We start from the raw sequence: 21,281 nt of genomic DNA on the forward strand, positions 1-21,281 counted from the left end.
TTTCAGGCGATAGCAGTGCGCTACCGCCTTTTTAATGGTTTGAAACGGATAGAGGGAACATTTGATGGCAGATATTCATCAGCTTTGGGTAGCTGCAATCCTGGGCGTTGTGGAAGGGCTGACCGAATTTTTACCGGTCTCTTCCACAGGGCACATGATTATAGTGGGTCACCTGCTGGGCTTTGAAGGTGAAAAAGCCGAGACCTTTGAAGTTGTGATTCAGTTAGGATCAATTCTGGCTGTGGTAGTGATGTTCTGGCGCCGTCTGTTTGGCCTGATCGGCATCCACTTTGGCGAAGTTAAACATGAAGGTGTTGGCACCGGCCGTCTGTCGTTGATCCACATCCTGCTGGGTATGGTGCCGGCGGTGGTTGTGGGTCTGGTCCTGCACGATCAGATTAAAACGCTGTTTAACCCGATCAACGTGATGTACGCGCTGGTGGTGGGGGGCGTTCTGCTGCTGGCTGCTGAGTACCTCAAGCCAAAACAGCCGAAAGCCGTCGGCGTTGATGATATTACCTATCGTCAGGCGTTCATGATTGGCTGTTTCCAGTGCTTAGCACTGTGGCCGGGCTTCTCACGTTCTGGTGCAACCATCTCGGGTGGCATGCTGATGGGCGTGAGCCGTTATGCCGCGTCAGAGTTCTCCTTCATCCTGGCAGTGCCAATGATGATGGGTGCGACCGTGCTGGACATGTACAAGAGCATCGGTTTCCTGACAATGGCGGATTTCCCGATGTTCGCCGTCGGCTTTGTCACGGCGTTTATCGTGGCGCTGATTGCGATCAAAGCCTTCCTTGAGCTGATTAAGCGTATCTCTTTCGTCTCGTTCGCGATTTATCGCTTTATCGTGGCGGCAGCGGTTTACATGGTCTTCATGTAAACCCTGGGCAGCCTGCTAGTCAGGCTGCCTGATCGCCAGACCCTGCGCGACGGCGTCAATTCGTCTCCGCGTCATCTCTTCCCGCACCTCTGCACCTTTAAACCCTGCTTCGACGACCGCTTTGGTCGGCACCGCCTGCGCCAGCGCAAAAGCACGACGCAGATAGTCGCCCTGCGGATAAGGCATGCTCTCCAGTCCAGCCCGCCCACGTGCATCCGCTTCGCTGGTCAGCGCCATCTGTTCAATGCGCTGCGGCTTACGCCAGGCATCGATCCGATCAAACAGTGCCACCAGTGATGCCGGGGATTGCCGTTCGATGGTGTGCACAATGTCGTGGAATTCGGTCACGATTAACGCCAGATCGCGAATCGCGTTGGGTACCCGCAGTCGCTGACACAGCGCCTCAACCAGTGGAACGCCTGCCAGTCCATGACCGTGATGGCTCGGCCACAGTTCAGGCGGCGTCAGCGCCTTGCCGACGTCATGGAACAATGTGGCGAAGCGCACATCGATCTCGCTGGAGAGGGCCGCTGCCATCGCCAGTGTCATCAGCGTATGAACACCGGTGTCGATTTCCGGATGCCATTTAATCGGCGCGGGAATACCAAAAAGATTATCCAGCTCAGGAAACAGCACCTGCAACGCACCGCAGTCACGCAGAACCTGAAAATAGACCTGAGGATTACGGGCACTCAGCGCCTTTTCCGTCTCTTTCCACACGCGTTCGGCAGTGAGATTCGACAGCTCGCCGCTTTCGGCCATCTGCTGCATGAGTTGCTGGGTTTCGGGTGCAATACGAAAGTTGAGATGAGCAAAACGCGCAGCAAAACGCGCGACGCGCAATACCCGCAGCGGATCTTCACTGAAGGCTTCAGAGACATGACGCAGCAGGCGCAGGGCAATGTCACGCTGGCCATTATAGGGATCGACCAGTTCGCCGTTTTCATCCTGCGCGATAGCATTGATGGTGAGATCGCGGCGCTGTAAATCCTGCTCCAGCGTCACGTCGGGCGCGGACCAGGTGACAAATCCAGTGTAGCCTTTCCCGTTTTTCCGCTCGGTCCGTGCCAGTGCATACTCTTCGCGACTGACGGGATGCAGGAAAACGGGAAAATCACGACCGACCTGTTGATAACCCTGCTCAAGCATGGCTTCGGGTGTGGAACCAGTGACAACCCAATCTTTGTCTGTAACCGGCAGATTCAGCAGCGCATCACGCACCGCACCGCCAACAAGAAACGTCTTCACGCAAAACTCCAGAGAAAAAGAAATGATCTGCATGCCGGGCACGTCCCGCGCCTGAAATCAGCAGTGCATCTCATTTTATTGTTGCACAGATTCCCCGGATTGCAGACATGCCAAAAGGGGGATCCTGCGATCCCCCGCGAAAACCCGACAGAATGGGGTCAGTTCATCCAGCGATCGCTTTTCTTACGGCGCGGCAACATATGCGGCAGTAGCAGTCCCAGCAGCAGGCCGACACCCAGCACGCCACCACCATACATAAACCACTGCATAATGATGGTGCGCTGTTTGTCATCCAGCTGAACGTTGGCGGCGCTGACTTTCTTCTGCGCGACAATCAGCTCATTTTTGAGCTTCTGATTTTCGCCTTTCAGCCCATTAATCACGCCGTCGCTGCTGGCGACTTTGTTCTGCATCTCAGCGGTGCGCTGGTTCCAGCTGTTGTCGATATTATCCAGCTTGGCCGTCAGATCCTTCACCTGCTGCTCAAGCTGCGGCACCCGGGTGCGCAGGCTCGGATTTGCGCTGAGCTGCGACAGAGGAATCCAGGTGGTGCGGCCTTCGGAATCGCGGATCTGGCCATAATGAGTATCGTTGTTGGTCTGTAATAGCTGAACTTCTTCCCCGGCATTCAGCTTACCGAGCAGGCGGAACTGATCGCCCGGCCCGCTACGAACCCAGGTCGAAAGCTCATCAGACACATAACGTTTTTCGTCGGCATGGGCAGGTGCAAGGCTGCTAAGGGCCAGCAAAGTGAGTCCAGCGAGTGTAATTTTTTTCATTCGATTTCGTTTGGCTTAGTCTGACTTAAAATTTACCGGCACAGTCTGGAGAGGCCTCGCATAAATCTGAATGAGAACTATCCTGGTCTCATGAGAGTGCGAAAAGGTCTGCGAAAGAGCAAAGAAAGCAGAGACAGCGCGGCTTCTGTGCATTAATCTTCGCCTGATAACCCCTTGCCCTCCAGGCGACAGCATGAGTAACCTGCTGATAATCGCCTGAAATATGCAGGAAAAACCCTCTTAAGTGCCAGCGGCGTAGTGAATAAAAAATTATGACCATCGAAATCGAACTAAAGTTCATTGCAACTCCACAGGCAGCCGGGAAACTGGCTGAACTGCTCTCCACTCTGCCGCATCAGCATCAGGCTGCTCGCGAGCTGACCAACATCTACTTCGAAACCGACGACAACCAGCTGCGACGCTGGGACATGGGATTGCGTATCCGTGGCGTTGACCAGCGCTATGAAATGACGCTGAAAGCCGCGGGGCAGACGCTTGGCGGACTGCATCAGCGTCCGGAATACAATGTAGAACTCAGTGAGCCAGTACTCGACATTGCGCGCCTGCCCGCAGAGATCTGGCCGCAGGGCACCGATGTCACTGCGCTGCAGCCGCGCTTACAGCCGCTGTTCACTACCCATTTCCAGCGTGAAGTCTGGCTGATCACCGCAGGCAACAGTGAAATTGAAGTGGCATTTGATCAGGGCGAAATCACGGCGGGTGAGCTCAGCGAACCGTTGTGCGAGATCGAATTAGAGCTGAAACGGGGTGAACGCCAGGATCTGCTGGCCTTTGCGCAGCAGCTGGTGGCGCTGGGCGGTCTGCGTATGGGCAGCCTGAGCAAAGCCGCCCGAGGCTATCAGCTGGCCCAGGGTAATCCACCGCGTCAGGTTGAGGCGTTCCCGCTGCTGAAAGCCGGTGCGAAAGCGACTGTGGAGCAGGGTATGGTCGCCTCAATGTCGGCGGGGCTTCGTCACTGGCAATATCATGAAGAAGTCTGGCTGCGTGGTAACGCGGCGGCGCAGGACGCAGTGCGCGAAGCGCTGGATCTGCTGCGTCAGGCGTTCAGTCTGTTTGGTGCGCTGGTGCCGCGTAAAGCCAGTAGCGCTCTGCGTCAGCAACTGACCACGCTGGAAGAGACGCTGGTGAATGAAGAGCAGGAAGCCACCACGTTCTGCTTATCTTCCCTCTCTGTTGAAACGCAACTGGCGCTGACCCACTGGCTGGCGGAATCTCAGTGGCGTCAGTGGATCGATGCCAAAGGCGAAACCAAGCTGCAGGGGTCGTTTAAGCGCTTCAGCGATATCATGCTGAGCCGCGTGAATGCCGATCTGAGAGAAACCTTCATCACGGTAAAACAGCCGAATGAGTATCAGGATAAAGCCACCCGCCTGGCGCGTCAGCTTCTGACCGTTCACCTGCTGGCGGGTTCCTATCCCGTCGAAACGGTGATGGCCTGGCTCGATCCCTGGCAGCAACTGCAGTCAGCGATTCACGAAAAACAGACGTCCGGATTGGCCTGGCTGGCGATGCAGGCGCTGAAACAGCAGCCGTTCTGGCTCACCAGCGGCGCTGCCCGCTAACGGATATTCCGTCACGCCATCAAGGAGGGAGTTATGTTGTCAGCACTGCCCGCGTTGCTACGCGACCAGGCCGAAGCGGCCGCCCGACAGCTGGAGATTCCGCTGGATTCGCTCAGCCCGGAGCAGGCTGCCGGACTGGCTTTCAGCGATTTTGTGCTGGAAAACCTGCAACAACATCCCGACTGGTGGCAGACGATGCTCGACCAGCCGCCGCAGCCTGATGAGTGGCAACACTATTCTGCATGGCTGAATCAGGCGCTGAATGCAGTCGACAGCGAAGCGAGCCTGATGCGCGAACTGCGGCTGTTTCGACGCCGTATGCTGGTACGTGTCGCCTGGATGCAGGCTCTGCAACACGCGACGACCGAACAAAGCCTGCAGCAGCTCAGCGTCTTAGCTGAAGTGCTGATCAGCCGGGCACGTGACTGGGTCTATCAGGATTGCTGTCGTGATTTTGGTACACCCTGTAATGCGGAGGGTGATGCTCAACCGTTGCTGATTCTGGGCATGGGCAAGCTGGGCGGCGGCGAACTCAACTTCTCCTCTGATATCGACCTGATTTTTGCCTGGCCGGAAAACGGCACCACACGCGGCGGACGGCGTGAGCTCGACAACGCCCAGTTCTTTACCCGCATGGGACAGCGGCTGATCAAAGTGCTGGATCAACCCACCATGGATGGCTTTGTCTATCGGGTGGATATGCGGCTCCGTCCGTTTGGCGACAGCGGCCCGCTGGTGATGAGTTTTGCCGCGCTGGAAGATTATTACCAGGAGCAGGGGCGCGACTGGGAGCGTTATGCCATGGTCAAAGCGCGGCTGATGGGGGATGACCACGATCGCTGGAGTCTGGAGCTCCAGCAGATGCTGCGGCCCTTTGTTTACCGGCGCTACATCGACTTCAGCGTGATCCAGTCCCTGCGTAACATGAAAGGGATGATCAGCCGCGAAGTTCGTCGACGTGGGCTCAAAAACAATATCAAACTGGGTGCGGGCGGCATCCGTGAAACCGAGTTTATCGTGCAGGTGTTCCAGCTGATTCGTGGCGGACGAGAGCGCTCGCTTCAGCTGCGATCGCTGTTGCCGACGCTGGAGGCGATCAAAAATCTGGCCCTGCTTCCTGCTGAGCAGGTCGATGCACTTCGCGACGCTTATCTCTTCCTTCGGCGGCTGGAGAATCTGCTGCAAAGCCTGGGCGACGAGCAGACCCAAACGTTGCCAGAGGATGAACTGCATCGTGCCCGTCTGGCATGGGCGATGGATTGTGTCGACTGGGATGCTCTGATGACGCGGCTCGACGGTCAGATGGCGGCGGTACGCGCCATCTTTGACGAGCTGATTGGTGAAGATACTCCAGACATTGGCGATCAGCGTGAGCTGGCGGAGTTTCAGGTGCTGTGGCAGGACCAGCTGGAGGATAGCGAGCTGGCGCCGCTGGTCCCGCAGCTCAGCGACGATCAGCGATTAACGCTGCATCAGACGCTGGAGGCGTTTCGTCAGGATATCAACCGACGCACTATCGGTCCGCGTGGTCGTCAGGCGCTGGATCAATTGATGCCGCGACTGCTGAGCGAAGTCTGCCCGCGTGACGATGCGGCTGTCACGCTGAGTCGCCTGACACCGCTGCTGATCGGCGTGCTGACCCGCAGTACCTATCTGGAGCTGCTGACCGAATATCACGGTGCGCTGCGTCACCTGATTCGCCTGTGCGCCGCCTCACCGATGGTGGCCAGCCAGCTGGCGCGTCACCCCTTGTTGCTGGATGAATTACTCGATCCCGCCACGCTCTATCAGCCGACGGCCACCGACGCCTATCGCGATGAGCTGCGTCAGTACCTGCTGCGCATCCCCACTGAGGATGAGGAGCAGCAGCTGGAAGCTGTGCGGCAGTTTAAGCAGGCGCAGCATCTGCGCATTGCTGCGGCTGATATCGCGGGCACGCTGCCCGTGATGAAAGTCAGTGACCATCTCACCTGGCTGGCAGAGGCGATTATCGAATCGGTCGTCCGTCAGGCGTGGAATATGATGGTACAGCGCTACGGGCGTCCTTCGCATCTGAGTAATGAACATGAGCGCGGCTTTGCGGTGCTGGGCTACGGCAAGCTGGGTGGCTGGGAACTGGGTTACAGTTCCGACCTGGATCTCGTCTTCCTGCATGACTGTCCGGCTGACGCGGTAACAGAAGGGGAGCGCAGCATTGATGGCCGTCAGTTCTATCTGCGCCTGGCCCAGCGCATCATGCATCTCTTCAGTACCCGCACTTCGTCCGGCATTCTTTATGAAGTCGATGCGCGGCTGCGTCCTTCGGGTGCGGCGGGCATGCTGGTCAGTACCTTTGAGGCCTTTGAGGAGTATCAGCGCAGTGAGGCCTGGACCTGGGAGCATCAGGCGCTGGTCCGGGCGCGCGTAGTATTTGGCGAGGCGACACTGGGTGAACGTTTTAACGTAATCCGTCAGGCGATTCTCTCACTGCCACGCGCCGCGGATGCGCTGCAAACCGAAGTACGCGAGATGCGTGAAAAGATGCGTACTCATCTCAGTAACAAACATAAAGGGCGCTGGGATATCAAAGCCGACGCGGGTGGCATCACCGATATTGAATTCATCGCCCAATATCTTGTCTTACGCTACGCCGCTGAGCAGCCTGAACTGACGCGCTGGTCTGACAATGTGCGCATTTTTGAGCTGATGGCGAAGTACCATAAAATGCCCGCAGATGAAGCGCAGGCGCTGACGCAGTCCTATGTGACGCTACGCGACGCACTGCACCATCGCGCCCTGCAGGAGTTGCCTGGTCATGTTGAACCCGAGGCGTATGCAGCGGAGCGGCAGACGGTGATGAACAGCTGGCAGCGCTGGCTGGTAACGCCTGCGTCTATCTTGGCGTGATGCTGATAGCACAAATCGCAACTGTGCTATCATCCGCGCACTATTTTTAATGCAGTCTGGAGTGTCTGGAATGAAAGTGACTCTGCCCGCGTTCGGCCAAGCCTCAGTGCTGGTTGTTGGCGATGTAATGTTGGATCGTTACTGGTATGGCCCAACCAGCCGTATCTCCCCTGAAGCGCCGGTGCCGGTGGTGAAAGTGGACACGGTTGAAGAGCGCCCTGGCGGCGCGGCAAACGTAGCGATGAACATTGCAGCACTCGGTGCCGCGTCGCGCCTGATTGGCCTGACCGGTGAAGATGATGCGGCGCGCGTGTTGAGTAACACGCTGAAAGACGTCAACGTTCATTGTGACTTTGTGGCGATCAAAAGCCATCCGACGATTACCAAACTGCGCGTGCTTTCCCGCAATCAGCAGCTGATCCGTCTCGATTTTGAAGAGGGATTTGATCAGGTTGATCCGGCGCCGATTCATCAGAAAATGCGTGAGTCACTGGCAGCAGCCGGTGCACTGGTGCTGTCCGACTACGCCAAAGGCGCGCTCTCCAGCGTGCAGACCATGATTACGCTGGCGCGCGAAGCGGGCGTGCCGGTATTAATCGATCCGAAAGGCACTGATTTTGCGCGTTACCGGGGCGCGACGCTGCTGACGCCGAACCTCTCTGAATTTGAAGCCGTGGTCGGCAAATGCAAAAACGAAGAAGAGATCGTCGCGCGTGGCGCGCAGTTAATTGCAGATTTTGATCTCGCTGCGCTGCTGGTGACCCGTTCAGAAAATGGCATGACGCTGCTGCAGCCGGGCAAAGCACCGCTGCATCTGCCGACTCAGGCACAGGAAGTTTATGACGTGACCGGTGCCGGCGACACGGTGATCGGCGTGCTGGCTGCGGCGCTGGCTGCGGGTGACTCGCTGGAAGAAGCCTGTTTCCTGGCCAATGCCGCGGCGGGTGTGGTGGTGGGTAAACTGGGTACGTCGACTGTCAGCACCGTCGAGCTGGAAAATGCGATTCACGCCCGCCCTGAACAGGGTTTTGGCATCATGACGGAAGCGCAGTTAAAAGCCGCCGTTGAGATGGCCCGCCGTCGCGGTGAAAAAGTGGTGATGACTAATGGTGTATTCGACATTTTGCATGCCGGCCATGTCTCCTATCTGGCAAATGCCCGCAAGCTCGGCGATCGCTTGATCGTCGCGGTGAACAGTGATGCGTCAACTAAACGTCTGAAAGGCGAAAGCCGCCCGGTGAATCCACAGGAAAACCGGATGATCGTGCTGGGCGCACTGGAAGCGGTCGACTGGGTGGTGGTATTTGAAGAGGATACGCCGCAGCGTCTGATTGCCGGCATTCTGCCTGACCTGCTGGTCAAAGGTGGCGATTACAAGCCGGAAGATATCGCGGGCAGTAAAGAGGTCTGGGCAAATGGCGGCGACGTGCAGGTGCTGAACTTCGAAGACGGTATCTCTACCACCAACATTATTAAAACCATTCGCGGTAGCTGAAGCAGAGCAGTAAGCGGGAGCCGGGCTCCCGCTAAACCGCTTATTCTGGCTTATTATCCGCAGCAGGCTTCGCCACGTCGGCAGCCGGTGCCGGTGACGCCGCTGGCGAACTCGCTACGGAGGCAGAAGGGGTAACTGCTGCAGAAGTGGTGACAGGTGCCGTTGCGGTCGGTGGCGTACCGGCTGACGAACCCTGACTTTCCAGCTGGGCCAGACGTTGTTCCAGCGCCGCCAGTTTCTCACGCGTACGCAGCAATACCTGCGTCTGCACATCAAACTCTTCACGGTTGACCAGATCCATACGGGTCAGCTGCGCCTGAAGAACCTGACGAATTTTCTTCTCGACATCATCACCAAACTCACGAACACCTTTAGGCATCGCTTCGTGAACCTGACGGGCAAGTTGTTCAATTTTTTTCGTGTCGATCATGATGATTTCCTGGTTACGGGAGCTGTGTCAGCGTGTTTACCAACGTAATAAGTGTTAAGTGTAATGCCAGAAATGAAAAGGATAAACCTCAAATCGGTAACGCAGGAAATGCAAAAGCAATTGCGCTATTGATGATTGCCGCTTCAAACGATCGGCGTTATAGTTTAAAGGCTTATTCTCAGGGCGGGGCGCAATTCCCCACCGGCGGTAAATCAGCTTCGGCTGAAAGCCCGCGAGCGCTTTATCTTGATGAAAAGAGAGATAAAGGTCAGCAGATCCGGTGTAATTCCGGGGCCGACGGTTACAGTCCGGATGGGAGAGGGTAACGACTTCTGTCGGACAATTGTGTCTGCTTCACGTTATTGCCACGTCTTTTTGACGTCACTCCTAAGCACGCCCTGATTCTGGTAACCCATACATTTTAAGGTTTTTATTACCATGAATCAGACGCTACTTTCTGAATTTGGCACGCCTGAACAGCGTGTAGAACGTGCTATCGCCGCCCTGCGTGAGGGACGCGGTGTGATGGTACTCGACGATGAAAATCGTGAAAACGAAGGCGACATGATCTTCGCCGCAGAAACCATGACGGTTGAACAGATGGCGCTGACCATTCGTCACGGCAGTGGCATCGTCTGCCTATGCCTGACCGAAGCGCGTCGCCAGCAGCTCGATCTGCCTATGATGGTGGAGAACAACACCAGCTCCTTTGGCACCGGTTTCACTGTGACCATTGAAGCCGCAGAAGGCGTCACTACGGGTGTCTCCGCTCAGGATCGTATCACCACTATCCGTACAGCTATCGCCGACAATGCTAAACCTTCTGACCTGCATCGCCCGGGCCATGTCTTCCCGTTGCGCGCCAGCGAAGGCGGTGTATTAACACGTGGCGGACATACGGAAGCGACCATCGATTTAGTGACGCTGGCCGGCTTCAAGCCTGCCGGTGTCCTTTGCGAACTGACCAACGATGACGGCAGCATGGCTCATGCACCCGAAGCGATTACTTTCGCTCGCCAGCACAACATGCCAGTAGTGACTATCGAAGACCTGATTGCATGGCGTCGCACGCACGAAACACGCCACGCCAGCTAATCGTTCTGCTGCGTTTAACGGGCCCCTTTCGGGCCTGTTTCCTTTCTGCCGCCCTCAGGATGGTCCGGTTTTAATCCTCGCTTTCCTTCTCTTTTGTCCGATAAATATCTGAAATTCCTGCTACGTTAAATTTCATTCAAATTTCCTGATGATCTCCATCATGCTTATCAGCGTGATAAAGCGGCGAATGCGCGTATCGTAGTGGCTATCAAACAGACGATCCCGGGGATCACGAATGAGCCAGTTACGTATGCCAGCGCTGTTTTTGGGTCATGGCAGCCCAATGAATGCCCTTGAAGAGAACCGCTATACCGCCGCATGGCGTCATGCGGGTGACACTCTGCCACGTCCACGTGCGATTATTGCGGTTTCAGCGCACTGGTATACGCGCGGCACCGCCGTGACAGCAATGGCTCATCCTAAGACGATTCATGATTTTGGTGGCTTCCCGCAGGCGCTGTTTGACACACGCTATCCGGCGCCGGGATCGCCTGAACTGGCCCAGCAACTGGCAGAGCTTTTAGCGCCTGTCGACGTAAAGCTTGATCAGGAATGGGGACTGGATCATGGATCATGGGGCGTCCTCATCAGGATGTATCCCGATGCCGACATTCCGGTCGTGCAGCTAAGCATTGATGGCACTAAACCAGCGGCGTGGCACTTTGAGATGGGCCAGAAACTGGCTGCGCTGCGCGATCAGGGTGTGATGATTGTCGCCAGCGGCAACGTGGTGCATAACCTGCGTAAAGTGCGCTGGGACGGCAACAGCGAAGTCTATCCGTGGGCCAGCAGTTTTGAGCAGTTTGTCCGCGATAACCTGGCGGTGCAGAGCGATGCGGCTTCTCATCCGCTCGTTAACTTTATGGACCATCCGGGTGCGGCGCTATCTAACCCGACACCTGAACACTATCTGCCGCTGCTGTATGTGCTGGGCGCACGTCAGCAGGATGAAACCATCAGCATTCCGATTGATGGCATGGAGATGGGTGCAATTAGCATGTTGTCGGTTCAGGTAGGTTAGGGCAAAGCTAAGAGAATACAGGCCAGAAGCTGACCTGTATTCTCGCTGCGCGTTAGCCGATAAATGCGTGCGGGTAGAAACGGGAGAGATCCTGAGTGATCAAATCGCGATCTTCACGCAGGCCAATACCCGCCGGTTGATCGTCAATCAGCCAGCTGCCGATCAGCGTATAGCTGTCGCCAAATTTAGGCAGAGGATGGAACTGCTGAACGATCATTCCCTCTTCACCGTATGGCCCATCAACGCGGGCAATCTCCTGACCATTTTCTACGATCCGGATATTGGCACCTTCACGTGAAAATAGCGGCTTCACCACATATTTGTCCATGTGCGGAACGTCATCTTCGGCGAACCAGGCGGGCAGCAGGTTAGGGTGATTCGGGAACATTTCCCACAGCAACGGCAGCAGGGCTTTGTTCGAGACGATGCTTTTCCATGCCGGTTCAAGCCAGCGTACGCCAGCATCACCCAGCTTGGTTGAGAACATCTCACGCAGCATAAACTCCCACGGATAGAGCTTGAACAGGTTACTGATCACCTGATCCTGAGCATCGGTAAATTCCCCTTTTTCGCCCAGGCCAATTTCATCTATATAGAGAAATTCACTCGGCAGCCCCGCTTCAGTAGCGCAGTCCTGAAGATATTGCACGGTGCCACGATCTTCGTCGGTGTCGCGGCAGCAGGCGAAGTGCAGCCAGTTAAAGCCGTGCTGCTGATGTAATGCGGCAAAACGTTCAATCAGCTTTTCCTGCAGGCTATTAAACTGGTCACTGCCTGCCGGGAGCTGACCTGCGTTGAGCTGATCTTCCAGCCACAGCCACTGGAAAAACGCCGCTTCATACAGGGAGGTCGGCGTATCGGCATTGTTCTCCAGCAGCTTCACATCGCCTTTGCCATCCCAGGCAAGATCAAGGCGTGAGTAAAGCGAGGGCTGACGCTGATGCCATGAATCGCGCACGAAGTCCCAGGTGTGTTTTGGGATGCGGAATTTGGTCAGCAGCGCTTCGCTGTTTACGACCTTATCCACGACCTGCAGGCACATCTGATGCAGTTCTGCAGTGACATCTTCAAGATGCTCGATTTGCGCCAGCGTGAACTGGTAATAAGCATCTTCACACCAGTAGGGTTCGCCATGCATGGTATGAAAACGAAAGCCAAACTCGGTGGCTTTTTCACGCCAGCCTGGGCGTTCTGAAATGGCAATGCGTTCCATCGGGGCGTTAGCCTCCCATTGATCGGCTGGATGTGCCGCTGGCGCTGCTACGCTGCATGCTGTTCTGTTTCGCGACGGTTTCACCAAAGCCACCACGGGTAATGGTGGAGGTCGTTGCCGGTTTCGGTGCCAGCGCCGTTTTAGGCACGGTCATGGTTTTGCCGGAAGTGGCAGCACCATAATTACGGCCGGAGGCATCAACAAACTGGCCGTTTGCCGGGCTGCGGGCATTTTTCGGTGAGAATAGCGGTTGCTGCGCAAAGCCCGAACCACCGCCCATCATGCGGCCCATCATGTAACCGGCCATTAGTGGCATCCAGAAGCTGCCGCCACTCTGCTGCGATTCAGCATTGGTGGTGCCAACGCCCGCCTGAGCCGGTGTCTGCTGACACTGATTTTCACCAAATTCAGCGACACAATCTTCACGCGTGGCATATTTTGGCGCAGTACGTTCAGCCTCTTTTTTAGCCTCATTGAATGCGGTAGTACACTGCGCACTCTGGCCCGGATTGGCTTTCGAACAGTCATCCGCATTCTGGTACATCGAAACCGTTTCATCGTTCTGTTCGCAGCCAGCGAGCATAAATACGGCTGAAACGGCGATAGCAACGGGCGTCAAGTGGCGTGCCTGCCAGCTTTTACGAAAAGCGGCATAGCGAATAGATTTTGTGCGTTTCATTATGATTATCCTGTGCCCAAAGGTAGCGCATAGAATAGGGGAAGGGGGGGTAAAATTGAAGCTGGAGGCCTGATACAACAGGGATCTTTACTTAGTTATACGTTCAACAGAGAGACGGGCCGCAAAGCAGCCCGTCCACTGATTATTGACCGAAAGGATTACCGCTGCTGTGGCGAGCCGCAGGACGCGCTGCCTCAGACGAGCCAGTTGCCACCGGACCGCTATCCACACGAGCGGTCTGCTGGGCATTTTCCGGCGCCACCGTTTCCGGGGAAGTCGGAATCTCTTTACCCAGCTGGCTGTTCAGTTTCTGCAGGCTCTGCTCGTTGAGCGTACCCAGTGCATAGCTGATATTCAGCTGGTTAATCAGGTAGCTATAACGCGCATCAGAGAGCTGCTGTTTCGCGTTGTAGAGCACGGTCGTTGCATCCAGCACATCGACGATGGTACGTGTACCCACCTGATAGCCCGCTTCGGAGGCATCCAGTGAGCTTTGCGCAGAGACGACTGCCTGTTTGTAGGCGTTGATGCTGCTGATAGACGCATTCACGTTGTTAAACGAGGAGCGTACCGTCTGTACTGCTGTGCGGTGAGCGCTTTCCAGCTGTTCGCTGGCGCTGACAAAATTGTATTGCGCCTGTTTCACCTGAGAGGTAACGCTGCCGCCGCTATACAGTGGCAGTGAGAAACTCAGGCCAACCTGGTTTGAACCGGTAATTGAATCGGTAGAACCCTGGCTCTGGTTTGCACGGCTGCCGCCATATTTGCTGTTTGACATGCCGGTGGAGGCGGTCAGATCCAGCGTCGGCATATGGCCGGTTTCCGCTGAGCGAATCTGCTCACGCGCCAGATCCTGATTCAGGCGCGCAGAGAGCAGTGACAGGTTACGGCTTTCTGCCTGCTTAAGCAGCGCACTCACCGCTTCGGGCTTATCGGTTCTGAAACGATCAATGCTCAGCGAAGCCAGCGACATATAGTCCATGCCGGTAATCTGACGCAGCGTTTCTACGTTGTTATCAAGATTGTTACGCGCGGTCACTTCATTGGCCAGCACGCTGTCATACTGCGCACGGGCGTTCTGAACATCAGTGATGGCAACCAGGCCAACGTTAAAACGCTGGGTGGTCTGATCCAGCTCGCGGTAGATAGACTGTTTCTGCGCTTCAGTGTAAGAAAGGGTATCAATCGCTTTCAGCACGTTGAAGTAGGCCGTTGCGGTGTTCAGAATCAGATCCTGCTGCGCCACCTGATAGGTCACATCCTGAATACCGGCGGTCTTTTCCTGCAGAGTCAGCGCGCGCCATTTCGACATGTCGAAAATAGTCTGGGTTAAATTCAGAGAGCCGCTGGTCGTGTTGGAATGAAGACCACTACTGTCGCGATAACCGTTATTATAGGCGTAGTCTGCACCCAGTCCGAGCTGAGGTAATAATGGGCTACGCGCTTCGTTGATTTTCTCAAAAGCAGAATCACGATCGGCAGCGGCGCTGCGCAGATCCGGGTTGCTCAGACGTGCTTGCTGGTAAACCTGAAGCAGGTCTTCGGCCTGGCTGGCGAAGCTGAAACCGCCCAGGCTAAGCCCAATAAAAAATGGGAGCAGTTTTTTCATTTGCATTCCTTTTGTTGCAGCAAATTGCAGTGGGTGCGCTGCCGGGTAAGCCAAAAAATTATCGCCGATTCTAGCAGAGGGCAACTGTGAGATAAGTTGGCTGAAAGTGCCTTCTATCTCTAATCTACGTAAATATTTCAGAAAGAACTACTTACATGGAGCACGGTTACAGGCTTTTTTCGCTCCACCCCAATCTGCACAAGGAACCTGATGATGCCGGAAGAAAAAAAATCCCCTGTGACTTTCACAAAAAACGATGTAGAAATTATTGCACGAGAAACACTCTACAAAGGTTTTTTTTCCGTTGAGCGATACCGCTTCCGCCACCGCCAGTTTAATGGCGAAATGAGTGGAGAAGTGCAACGCGAAGTTTTTGAGCGCGGACATGCTGCCGTGCTGCTACCTTATGATCCCTTACGCGATGAAGTGGTGCTGATTGAACAGATCCGCATCCCGGCTTATGACAGCAGTGCTTCACCCTGGCTGCTGGAGATGGTCGCCGGTATTATCGAACCCGGTGAATCAGTCGAGCAGGTTGTGCGCCGTGAAGCTGTTGAAGAAGCAGGATTGGACGTCGGTCGTGTTAAGCCCATGCTTAGCTATCTGGCCAGCCCTGGCGGCACCAGCGAACGTTTGTCGGTGCTGATTGGGGAAGTGGATGCCAGCCATGCAGAGGGATGCCATGGTCTGGAGGAAGAGAATGAGGATATTCTTGTCCATGTGGTGAGCCGCGAACAGGCGTACCGCTGGGTGGAAGAGGGGATAATTGATAATGCGGCGTCTGTCATCGCCTTGCAATGGCTGGCGTTGCACCATGAAAAACTACGCGAAGAGTGGATACAAAAATGAAACAGCGCTATACCCCTGACTTTCCCGAAATGATGCGGCTCTGCGAAACCAATTTCGCCCAGTTACGCCGCCTGCTGCCGCGTAACGATGAGGCGGGAGAATCGGTGATCTATCAGGTGAGTGGCGCCCGTTATCAACTGACGATTCAGGAGTCGACACGCTACACCACGCTGGTGGAGATCCGCCAGGTCGCACCTGCCGTGAGTTACTGGAGTCTGCCCTCGATGTCGGTCAGGCTCTATCACGATGCGATGGTCGCCGAAGTGTGTTCAACTCAACAGATCTATCGGTTCAAAGCGCGCTATGATTATCCTAATAAAAAATTGCATCAGCGCGATGAAAAACATCAGATAAACCAGTTTCTCGCAGACTGGCTGCGTTACTGCCTGGCACATGGCGCGATGGCGGTTCCGGTCTGCTGATGCGTATAATGCAGTAAATGGCGTGGAGACGAAGGAAACGCTTTGGATAGCCTGCTAACTCTTCCTGCAGCGAACGGTTCCGAAATCAGGATTTTGCAAATCACGGATACCCACCTGTTCGCGGGAAAACATGAATCGTTGCTTGGGGTGAACACCTGGTCGAGCTACGACGCCGTGCTGGATGCGATTATTGCGCAACATCGCGACTATGATCTGATCATCGCCACGGGCGATCTCGCCCAGGATCACTCTATCGAAGCCTATCAGCATTTTGCTGAGGGCATCTCTCGCTTGCCGCGGCCCTGCGTCTGGCTACCCGGTAATCACGATTTTCAGCCCGCAATGGTGGATACACTGGCGGCAGCGCACATCAATGCCCATAAGCAGGTGCTGGTGGGTGAGCAGTGGCAGATTGTGTTGCTCGACAGCCAGGTCTACGGTGTTCCGCATGGAATGCTGAGCGACTATCAGCTGGAGTGGCTCGACAACGCGCTGGCCCGCTTTCCGCAACGGCATACGCTGGTTATGCTGCATCACCATCCGCTGGCCTCTGGCTGCACCTGGCTCGATCAGCACAGCCTGCGCAATTCGCATCAGCTTGATGCCGTGTTACAGCGCTATCCGTTAGCCCGGACGCTGGTCTGTGGCCATATTCACCAGGAGCTGGATATGGAATGGCATGGCCGTCGGGTGCTGGCGACGCCCTCTACCTGTGTCCAGTTCAAACCGCACTGTACCAGTTTTGCGATTGACACCGTGGCTCCCGGCTGGCGCTGGTTTACACTGCATCCGGATGGCGGCCTTGAGACCGAAGTGAACCGGCTTGACACCGACGCTTTTCGTCCCGATTTAGACTCCGAAGGATACTGACGCGTGGCAGCACTGCTCTATCTGCACGGTTTTAACAGTTCGCCGCAGTCCGCGAAGGCGACTCAGTTCCGGCAATGGTTAGCGATGCAGCACCCGGAGATCGACATGATCGTGCCACAGCTGCCGACCTTTCCCGCTGATGCGGCGGCAGTGCTGGAAGACCTGGTGCTGAGCCGCAGTGGCGAAACCCTGGGCGTGGTAGGATCGTCGCTGGGCGGTTATTACGCTACCTGGCTGTCCCAATGTTTTATGCTGCCGGCTGTTGTCGTCAATCCCGCAGTACGCCCTTTTGAACTGCTGGTGGATTTCCTTGGCGAAAATCAGAATCCCTACACGGGCCAGCAATATGTGTTAGAGTCACGCCACATTTACGATCTCAAAGTAATGCAGATTGAACCGCTGGAAGCGCCCGATTTACTCTGGCTGCTGCAACAGACCGGCGATGAAGTTCTCGATTACCGACAGGCACTCGACTATTACAGCGCGTGCCGTCACACGGTAGAAGAGGGCGGAAATCATGCATTTACTGGATTCGAGCGCCATTTCCCGCAGATTCTGGACTTTCTTGGTCTGAATCATCCCTGAGTAATGCGGAAATCGCACCAATTTCACCCTTCTAATCAGACATTTACGATGAGTCAATCAAACTATAACGCGGATGCCATTGAGGTCCTGACTGGCCTTGAGCCTGTTCGCCGTCGTCCGGGCATGTATACCGATACGACGCGGCCCAACCATTTGGGTCAGGAAGTGATTGATAACAGCGTCGATGAGGCGCTGGGCGGCCACGCGAAGCGGGTTGAAGTGATTCTGCACGCTGACCAGTCGCTGGAAGTTATTGATGATGGGCGCGGCATGCCGGTGGATATTCACCCGGAAGAGGGCGTACCTGCTGTCGAGCTGATCCTGTGTCGTCTGCATGCGGGCGGCAAGTTCTCCAATAAAAACTATCAGTTCTCGGGCGGTCTGCACGGCGTCGGCATTTCTGTGGTTAACGCCCTGTCAAAACGCGTCGAAGTCACGGTGCGCCGTAATGGCGAAATCTATGACATGGCGTTTGAAAATGGTGACAAAGTTCAGGATCTCACGGTTACCGGCACGGTGGCGAAACGCAACACTGGTACGCGCGTCCATTTCTGGCCTGATGAAAGCTTCTTCGACAGCCCACGCTTCTCGGTATCACGCTTATCCCATCTGCTGAAAGCCAAAGCGGTGCTCTGTCCTGGCGTTGAGATTGTCTTTAAAGACAAACTGAACAATACCGAACAGACCTGGTGCTACGAAGATGGCCTGACGGACTACCTGTGCGAAGCGGTGAATGGCTTACCGACGCTGCCGGAAAAACCCTTTGTCGGCAGTTTTGCCGGCGATGTGGAGGCGGTGGACTGGGCGCTGTTATGGCTGCCGGAAGGCGGTGAACTGTTAACCGAAAGCTACGTTAACCTCATCCCGACGATGCAGGGCGGGACACACGTTAACGGTCTGCGTCAGGGACTGCTGGATGCGATGCGCGAGTTCTGCGAATACCGCAATATCCTGCCGCGTGGCGTCAAACTCTCAGCGGAAGATATCTGGGATCGCTGTGCCTATGTGCTGTCGGTCAAAATGCAGGATCCTCAGTTTGCCGGGCAGACCAAAGAGCGTCTCTCTTCACGTCAGTGCGCAGCCTTTGTCTCTGGCGTCGTCAAAGATGCCTTCAGCCTGTGGCTGAACCAGAACATTCAGACGGCAGAACAGCTGGCTGAGCTGGCGATCTCCAGCGCCCAGCGGCGTATGCGGGCAGCCAAAAAAGTGGTGCGTAAAAAGCTCACCAGCGGTCCGGCGCTGCCGGGCAAACTGGCGGACTGCACCGCGCAGGATCTGAATAAAACGGAATTGTTCCTTGTCGAAGGGGATTCGGCAGGCGGATCGGCCAAGCAGGCGCGCGATCGTGAATATCAGGCGATCATGCCGCTCAAGGGCAAGATCCTGAATACCTGGGAAGTCTCGTCCGATGAGGTGCTGGCATCGCAGGAAGTCCATGATATTTCTGTGGCGATCGGCATTGATCCTGACAGCGAAGATCTTTCGCAGCTGCGTTACGGCAAAATCTGCATTCTGGCGGATGCGGACTCAGATGGTCTGCATATTGCCACGCTACTCTGTGCGCTGTTCGTCAAACATTTCCGCTCACTGGTCAGCAATGGTCACGTCTATGTGGCCATGCCGCCGCTTTACCGTATTGATCTCGGTAAAGAGGTCTACTATGCGCTGGATGAAGATGAGAAAGAGGGCGTGCTGGAGCAGCTGAAACGCAAAAAGGGTAAACCTAACGTTCAGCGCTTTAAAGGGTTGGGTGAGATGAACCCACTGCAGTTGCGTGAAACCACGCTGGATCCGAATACCCGCCGCCTGGTACAGCTGACTATCAGCGAAGAGGATGTCGATCAGACGATACGCATGATGGATATGCTGCTGGCGAAAAAACGTTCCGAAGACCGGCGCAACTGGTTGCAGGAAAAAGGCGACACGGCCGATATCGACGTGTAAAAGACAGGACGCGAAAGCGTCCTGTTTTGTTTATGCTTGCACCTGTACACCTTCATCGAACCTGGCTGATTTAGAGAGCAGAGACAGCAATCTTGTGAAAATTACCCTGGAAGAGCTACGTGCCTGGGTAGCGGTGGTAGACAGTGGTTCCATTACTGCGGCGGCATCCCAGCTGGCGCAGACCAGTTCAGGCATCAGCCGGGCACTCTCCCGGCTGGAGAGCAAGCTGCAGACCACGCTGTTGCATCGCACTACCCGACGGCTGGCGCTGACCGAAGAGGGTCAGGTTTTTCTGGAGCATGCGCGCCAGATCCTGGCCTCCGTTGAGCAGGCCGAAGAGCAGATTGCCCTGCGGCGCGAGATGCCGTCAGGACGGCTTCGGGTGAACGCTGCAACACCCTTCATGCTGCATGTGATTGTGCCGCTGGTAGACGATTTCCGCGCCCGTTATCCGCTGATCCAGCTTGAGCTGAATACCGACGATATTATGATCGATTTGCTTGAGCAGCAGACGGACATTGCTATTCGTATCGGTGAACTGCGTGACTCTACATTACATGCACGGCTGCTCGGCAGCAGTGCGATTCAGCTGATGGCCAGTCCGGCCTATCTGGCAAAAGCGGGCACGCCACAAAGCGTGGCCGATCTCGCACAGCATCAAAAAATCGGCTTTAGTCATCCTGAATCCCTCAACGTCTGGCCGGTCCTGCAGCCTGATGGTGATTTCATGCGTATTAAGCCGACTATCTCAGCTTCCAGTGGCGAAACCATCCGGCAGCTGGCGCTGGCGGGACAGGGCATTGCGCGTATCTCCGACTTTTTCAGCCGGGAAGATTGCGCCACTGGCCGGTTGGTGCCTGTACTCTCCGCGGAAACCCGCGATCTGCGCCTGCCGGTGCATGCGGTTTATTACCGAAACACCACGCTCTCTTCGCGCATCGGCTGCTTTCTGGATTTTCTTCGCAGTGAGATTGATCGGCGGCAACTGCTGTAAGCCGGTCTGCCAGAAACAAAAAAACCTCTGTCGCAGGACAGAGGTTCAGATAGATGACAATTACGCATTCGGGCACATCTGACCGCAATGCATTCGCTCAGCGCGCAGGGGCCAGGGTCAGAGGAGGAAAACGTCCCGCGGCCTGGGACAAAAACGCCGGGAGCGTTTTTGAACAACGCAACGCGTTGGCCCGGTAACGGGCGCACCTCAGGGATGAGGTGCGTAATCGCGCGGGCCGGGCATGTCATGGATGACGGCTTTTGCGTTTTTCCGATCTGACCCTGATCCCTGTGCCAGCTCGATCTCACAGCGACGGTGGCCGGAATTTATCCCCAGCCTTAACCCCAGCTACACAACCGCAGTAAAGCCTTCAGCACTAATCAGGCGCTGGGTTCCAGCACCAGAATCTTCACATCCACCACATCATCTTTAATGATGCTGCGATGCGCATCCATGTGCGGCATCTGCTGATGCTGCTCAAGATGGCGCAGGCTTTCCCACTGCTCTAACATGAAAATGGAGTCCGGCGAGTTCTGCTTCCACGGCACCTGCGCCTGATGGTCCAGCAACGCGTCATACTGATGGCAGCCATCTTCTTCTAACACCAGCGGGATCAGCTTTTTCACCGCATCCAGCACGGCCTGACGGCGACCGGGTTTAACACAAATTTCAGCAACGACGGTTAACATTCGTGAA

At 55.7% G+C, this 21,281-nt stretch carries 19 protein-coding genes and 1 riboswitch; of the genes, 12 read left to right on the forward strand and 7 right to left on the reverse strand.

Annotated elements, in window-relative coordinates; all coding sequences use genetic code 11:
- Positions 1-64: 64 nt before the first annotated feature.
- Complete coding sequence (bacA, locus tag KTJ90_RS03065; RefSeq protein WP_003848438.1) at positions 65-883, forward strand: undecaprenyl-diphosphate phosphatase; 819 nt, start codon at positions 65-67, stop codon at positions 881-883.
- A 15-nt stretch (positions 884-898) separates the two neighbouring features.
- On the opposite strand, the gene KTJ90_RS03070 is transcribed toward bacA, so the two are convergent.
- Both KTJ90_RS03070 and KTJ90_RS03075 read right to left on the reverse strand, forming a co-directional pair.
- Complete coding sequence (locus tag KTJ90_RS03070; protein ID WP_033743156.1) at positions 899-2,131, reverse strand: multifunctional CCA addition/repair protein; 1,233 nt, start codon at positions 2,129-2,131, stop codon at positions 899-901.
- A 158-nt stretch (positions 2,132-2,289) separates the two neighbouring features.
- Entirely contained in the window at positions 2,290-2,910 is a 621-nt protein-coding gene (locus KTJ90_RS03075) for a TIGR04211 family SH3 domain-containing protein (protein ID WP_003848440.1), read from the reverse strand.
- A gap of 272 nt (positions 2,911-3,182) precedes the next feature.
- Here KTJ90_RS03075 and KTJ90_RS03080 point away from each other — a divergent pair, with 272 nt between their 5' ends.
- The 3 genes from KTJ90_RS03080 to hldE all read left to right on the forward strand — a co-directional run bounded on the left by KTJ90_RS03080 (position 3,183) and on the right by hldE (position 8,874).
- Positions 3,183-4,493, forward strand: a complete 1,311-nt coding sequence (locus KTJ90_RS03080) for a CYTH domain-containing protein (RefSeq protein WP_499025927.1) — start codon at positions 3,183-3,185, stop codon at positions 4,491-4,493.
- A gap of 33 nt (positions 4,494-4,526) precedes the next feature.
- Positions 4,527-7,379 carry a bifunctional [glutamate--ammonia ligase]-adenylyl-L-tyrosine phosphorylase/[glutamate--ammonia-ligase] adenylyltransferase gene (glnE, locus tag KTJ90_RS03085; RefSeq protein WP_499025928.1) on the forward strand — a complete coding sequence of 951 codons (2,853 nt, stop codon included), beginning with the start codon at positions 4,527-4,529 and terminating at the stop codon, positions 7,377-7,379.
- A 70-nt stretch (positions 7,380-7,449) separates the two neighbouring features.
- Complete coding sequence (gene hldE / locus KTJ90_RS03090) at positions 7,450-8,874, forward strand: bifunctional D-glycero-beta-D-manno-heptose-7-phosphate kinase/D-glycero-beta-D-manno-heptose 1-phosphate adenylyltransferase HldE (RefSeq protein ID WP_003848444.1); 1,425 nt, start codon at positions 7,450-7,452, stop codon at positions 8,872-8,874.
- Positions 8,875-8,914: 40 nt separating this feature from the next.
- Here hldE and ubiK read toward each other — a convergent pair whose 3' ends face one another.
- Positions 8,915-9,304: a ubiquinone biosynthesis accessory factor UbiK gene (gene ubiK, locus KTJ90_RS03095; protein ID WP_003848446.1), complete on the reverse strand. Its 390-nt coding sequence runs from the start codon at positions 9,302-9,304 to the stop codon at positions 8,915-8,917.
- Between the two features lie 170 nt (positions 9,305-9,474).
- Positions 9,475-9,632: riboswitch (FMN riboswitch) on the forward strand.
- 110 nt (positions 9,633-9,742) lie between these two features.
- On the opposite strand from ubiK, the gene ribB reads away from it, so the two are divergent.
- Together ribB and ygiD are read left to right on the forward strand one after the other, a co-directional pair.
- Positions 9,743-10,399 (forward strand): 3,4-dihydroxy-2-butanone-4-phosphate synthase, encoded by a 657-nt coding sequence (gene ribB / locus KTJ90_RS03100; RefSeq protein ID WP_003848447.1) that lies wholly within the window; start codon positions 9,743-9,745, stop codon positions 10,397-10,399.
- Between the two features lie 235 nt (positions 10,400-10,634).
- Complete coding sequence (gene ygiD, locus KTJ90_RS03105) at positions 10,635-11,420, forward strand: 4,5-DOPA-extradiol-dioxygenase (protein ID WP_283543825.1); 786 nt, start codon at positions 10,635-10,637, stop codon at positions 11,418-11,420.
- Positions 11,421-11,472: 52 nt separating this feature from the next.
- Here the strand turns inward: ygiD and KTJ90_RS03110 are convergent, their stop codons facing one another.
- The 3 genes from KTJ90_RS03110 to tolC form a co-directional block, all read right to left on the reverse strand.
- Positions 11,473-12,633: a glutathionylspermidine synthase family protein gene (locus KTJ90_RS03110; RefSeq protein ID WP_003848450.1), complete on the reverse strand. Its 1,161-nt coding sequence runs from the start codon at positions 12,631-12,633 to the stop codon at positions 11,473-11,475.
- 7 nt (positions 12,634-12,640) lie between these two features.
- Positions 12,641-13,312 carry a DUF1190 family protein gene (locus tag KTJ90_RS03115; protein ID WP_003848451.1) on the reverse strand — a complete coding sequence of 224 codons (672 nt, stop codon included), beginning with the start codon at positions 13,310-13,312 and terminating at the stop codon, positions 12,641-12,643.
- Between the two features lie 142 nt (positions 13,313-13,454).
- On the reverse strand, positions 13,455-14,921 hold the full coding sequence (gene tolC / locus KTJ90_RS03120) for an outer membrane channel protein TolC (protein ID WP_003848452.1): 1,467 nt from the start codon (positions 14,919-14,921) through the stop codon (positions 13,455-13,457).
- A 213-nt stretch (positions 14,922-15,134) separates the two neighbouring features.
- On the opposite strand from tolC, the gene nudF reads away from it, so the two are divergent.
- From nudF to KTJ90_RS03150, 6 genes are all read left to right on the forward strand, one after another.
- Complete coding sequence (gene nudF, locus KTJ90_RS03125) at positions 15,135-15,770, forward strand: ADP-ribose diphosphatase (RefSeq protein WP_033743135.1); 636 nt, start codon at positions 15,135-15,137, stop codon at positions 15,768-15,770.
- Entirely contained in the window at positions 15,767-16,192 is a 426-nt protein-coding gene (locus KTJ90_RS03130) for a DUF1249 family protein (protein ID WP_008925735.1), read from the forward strand. The genes nudF and KTJ90_RS03130 overlap by 4 nt, the downstream gene beginning before the upstream one ends.
- Before the next feature lie 42 nt (positions 16,193-16,234).
- Positions 16,235-17,062, forward strand: a complete 828-nt coding sequence (cpdA, locus tag KTJ90_RS03135) for a 3',5'-cyclic-AMP phosphodiesterase (RefSeq protein WP_003848455.1) — start codon at positions 16,235-16,237, stop codon at positions 17,060-17,062.
- A gap of 3 nt (positions 17,063-17,065) precedes the next feature.
- Entirely contained in the window at positions 17,066-17,647 is a 582-nt protein-coding gene (gene yqiA, locus KTJ90_RS03140; RefSeq protein WP_003848456.1) for an esterase YqiA, read from the forward strand.
- A gap of 48 nt (positions 17,648-17,695) precedes the next feature.
- Positions 17,696-19,591, forward strand: a complete 1,896-nt coding sequence (gene parE, locus KTJ90_RS03145) for a DNA topoisomerase IV subunit B (RefSeq protein WP_003848457.1) — start codon at positions 17,696-17,698, stop codon at positions 19,589-19,591.
- Positions 19,592-19,685: 94 nt separating this feature from the next.
- The gene (locus tag KTJ90_RS03150; RefSeq protein ID WP_003848458.1) at positions 19,686-20,585 is read left to right on the forward strand and encodes a LysR substrate-binding domain-containing protein; all 900 of its coding nucleotides are present in this window, start codon (positions 19,686-19,688) and stop codon (positions 20,583-20,585) included.
- A 380-nt stretch (positions 20,586-20,965) separates the two neighbouring features.
- Here the strand turns inward: KTJ90_RS03150 and KTJ90_RS03155 are convergent, their stop codons facing one another.
- On the reverse strand, positions 20,966-21,274 hold the full coding sequence (locus KTJ90_RS03155; protein ID WP_003848459.1) for a putative quinol monooxygenase: 309 nt from the start codon (positions 21,272-21,274) through the stop codon (positions 20,966-20,968).
- Between the last annotated feature and the right edge of the window lie 7 nt (positions 21,275-21,281).

It is taken from the genome of Pantoea jilinensis (assembly GCF_019104105.1).
Taxonomy (GTDB): Bacteria; Pseudomonadota; Gammaproteobacteria; order Enterobacterales; family Enterobacteriaceae; genus Pantoea; species Pantoea eucalypti.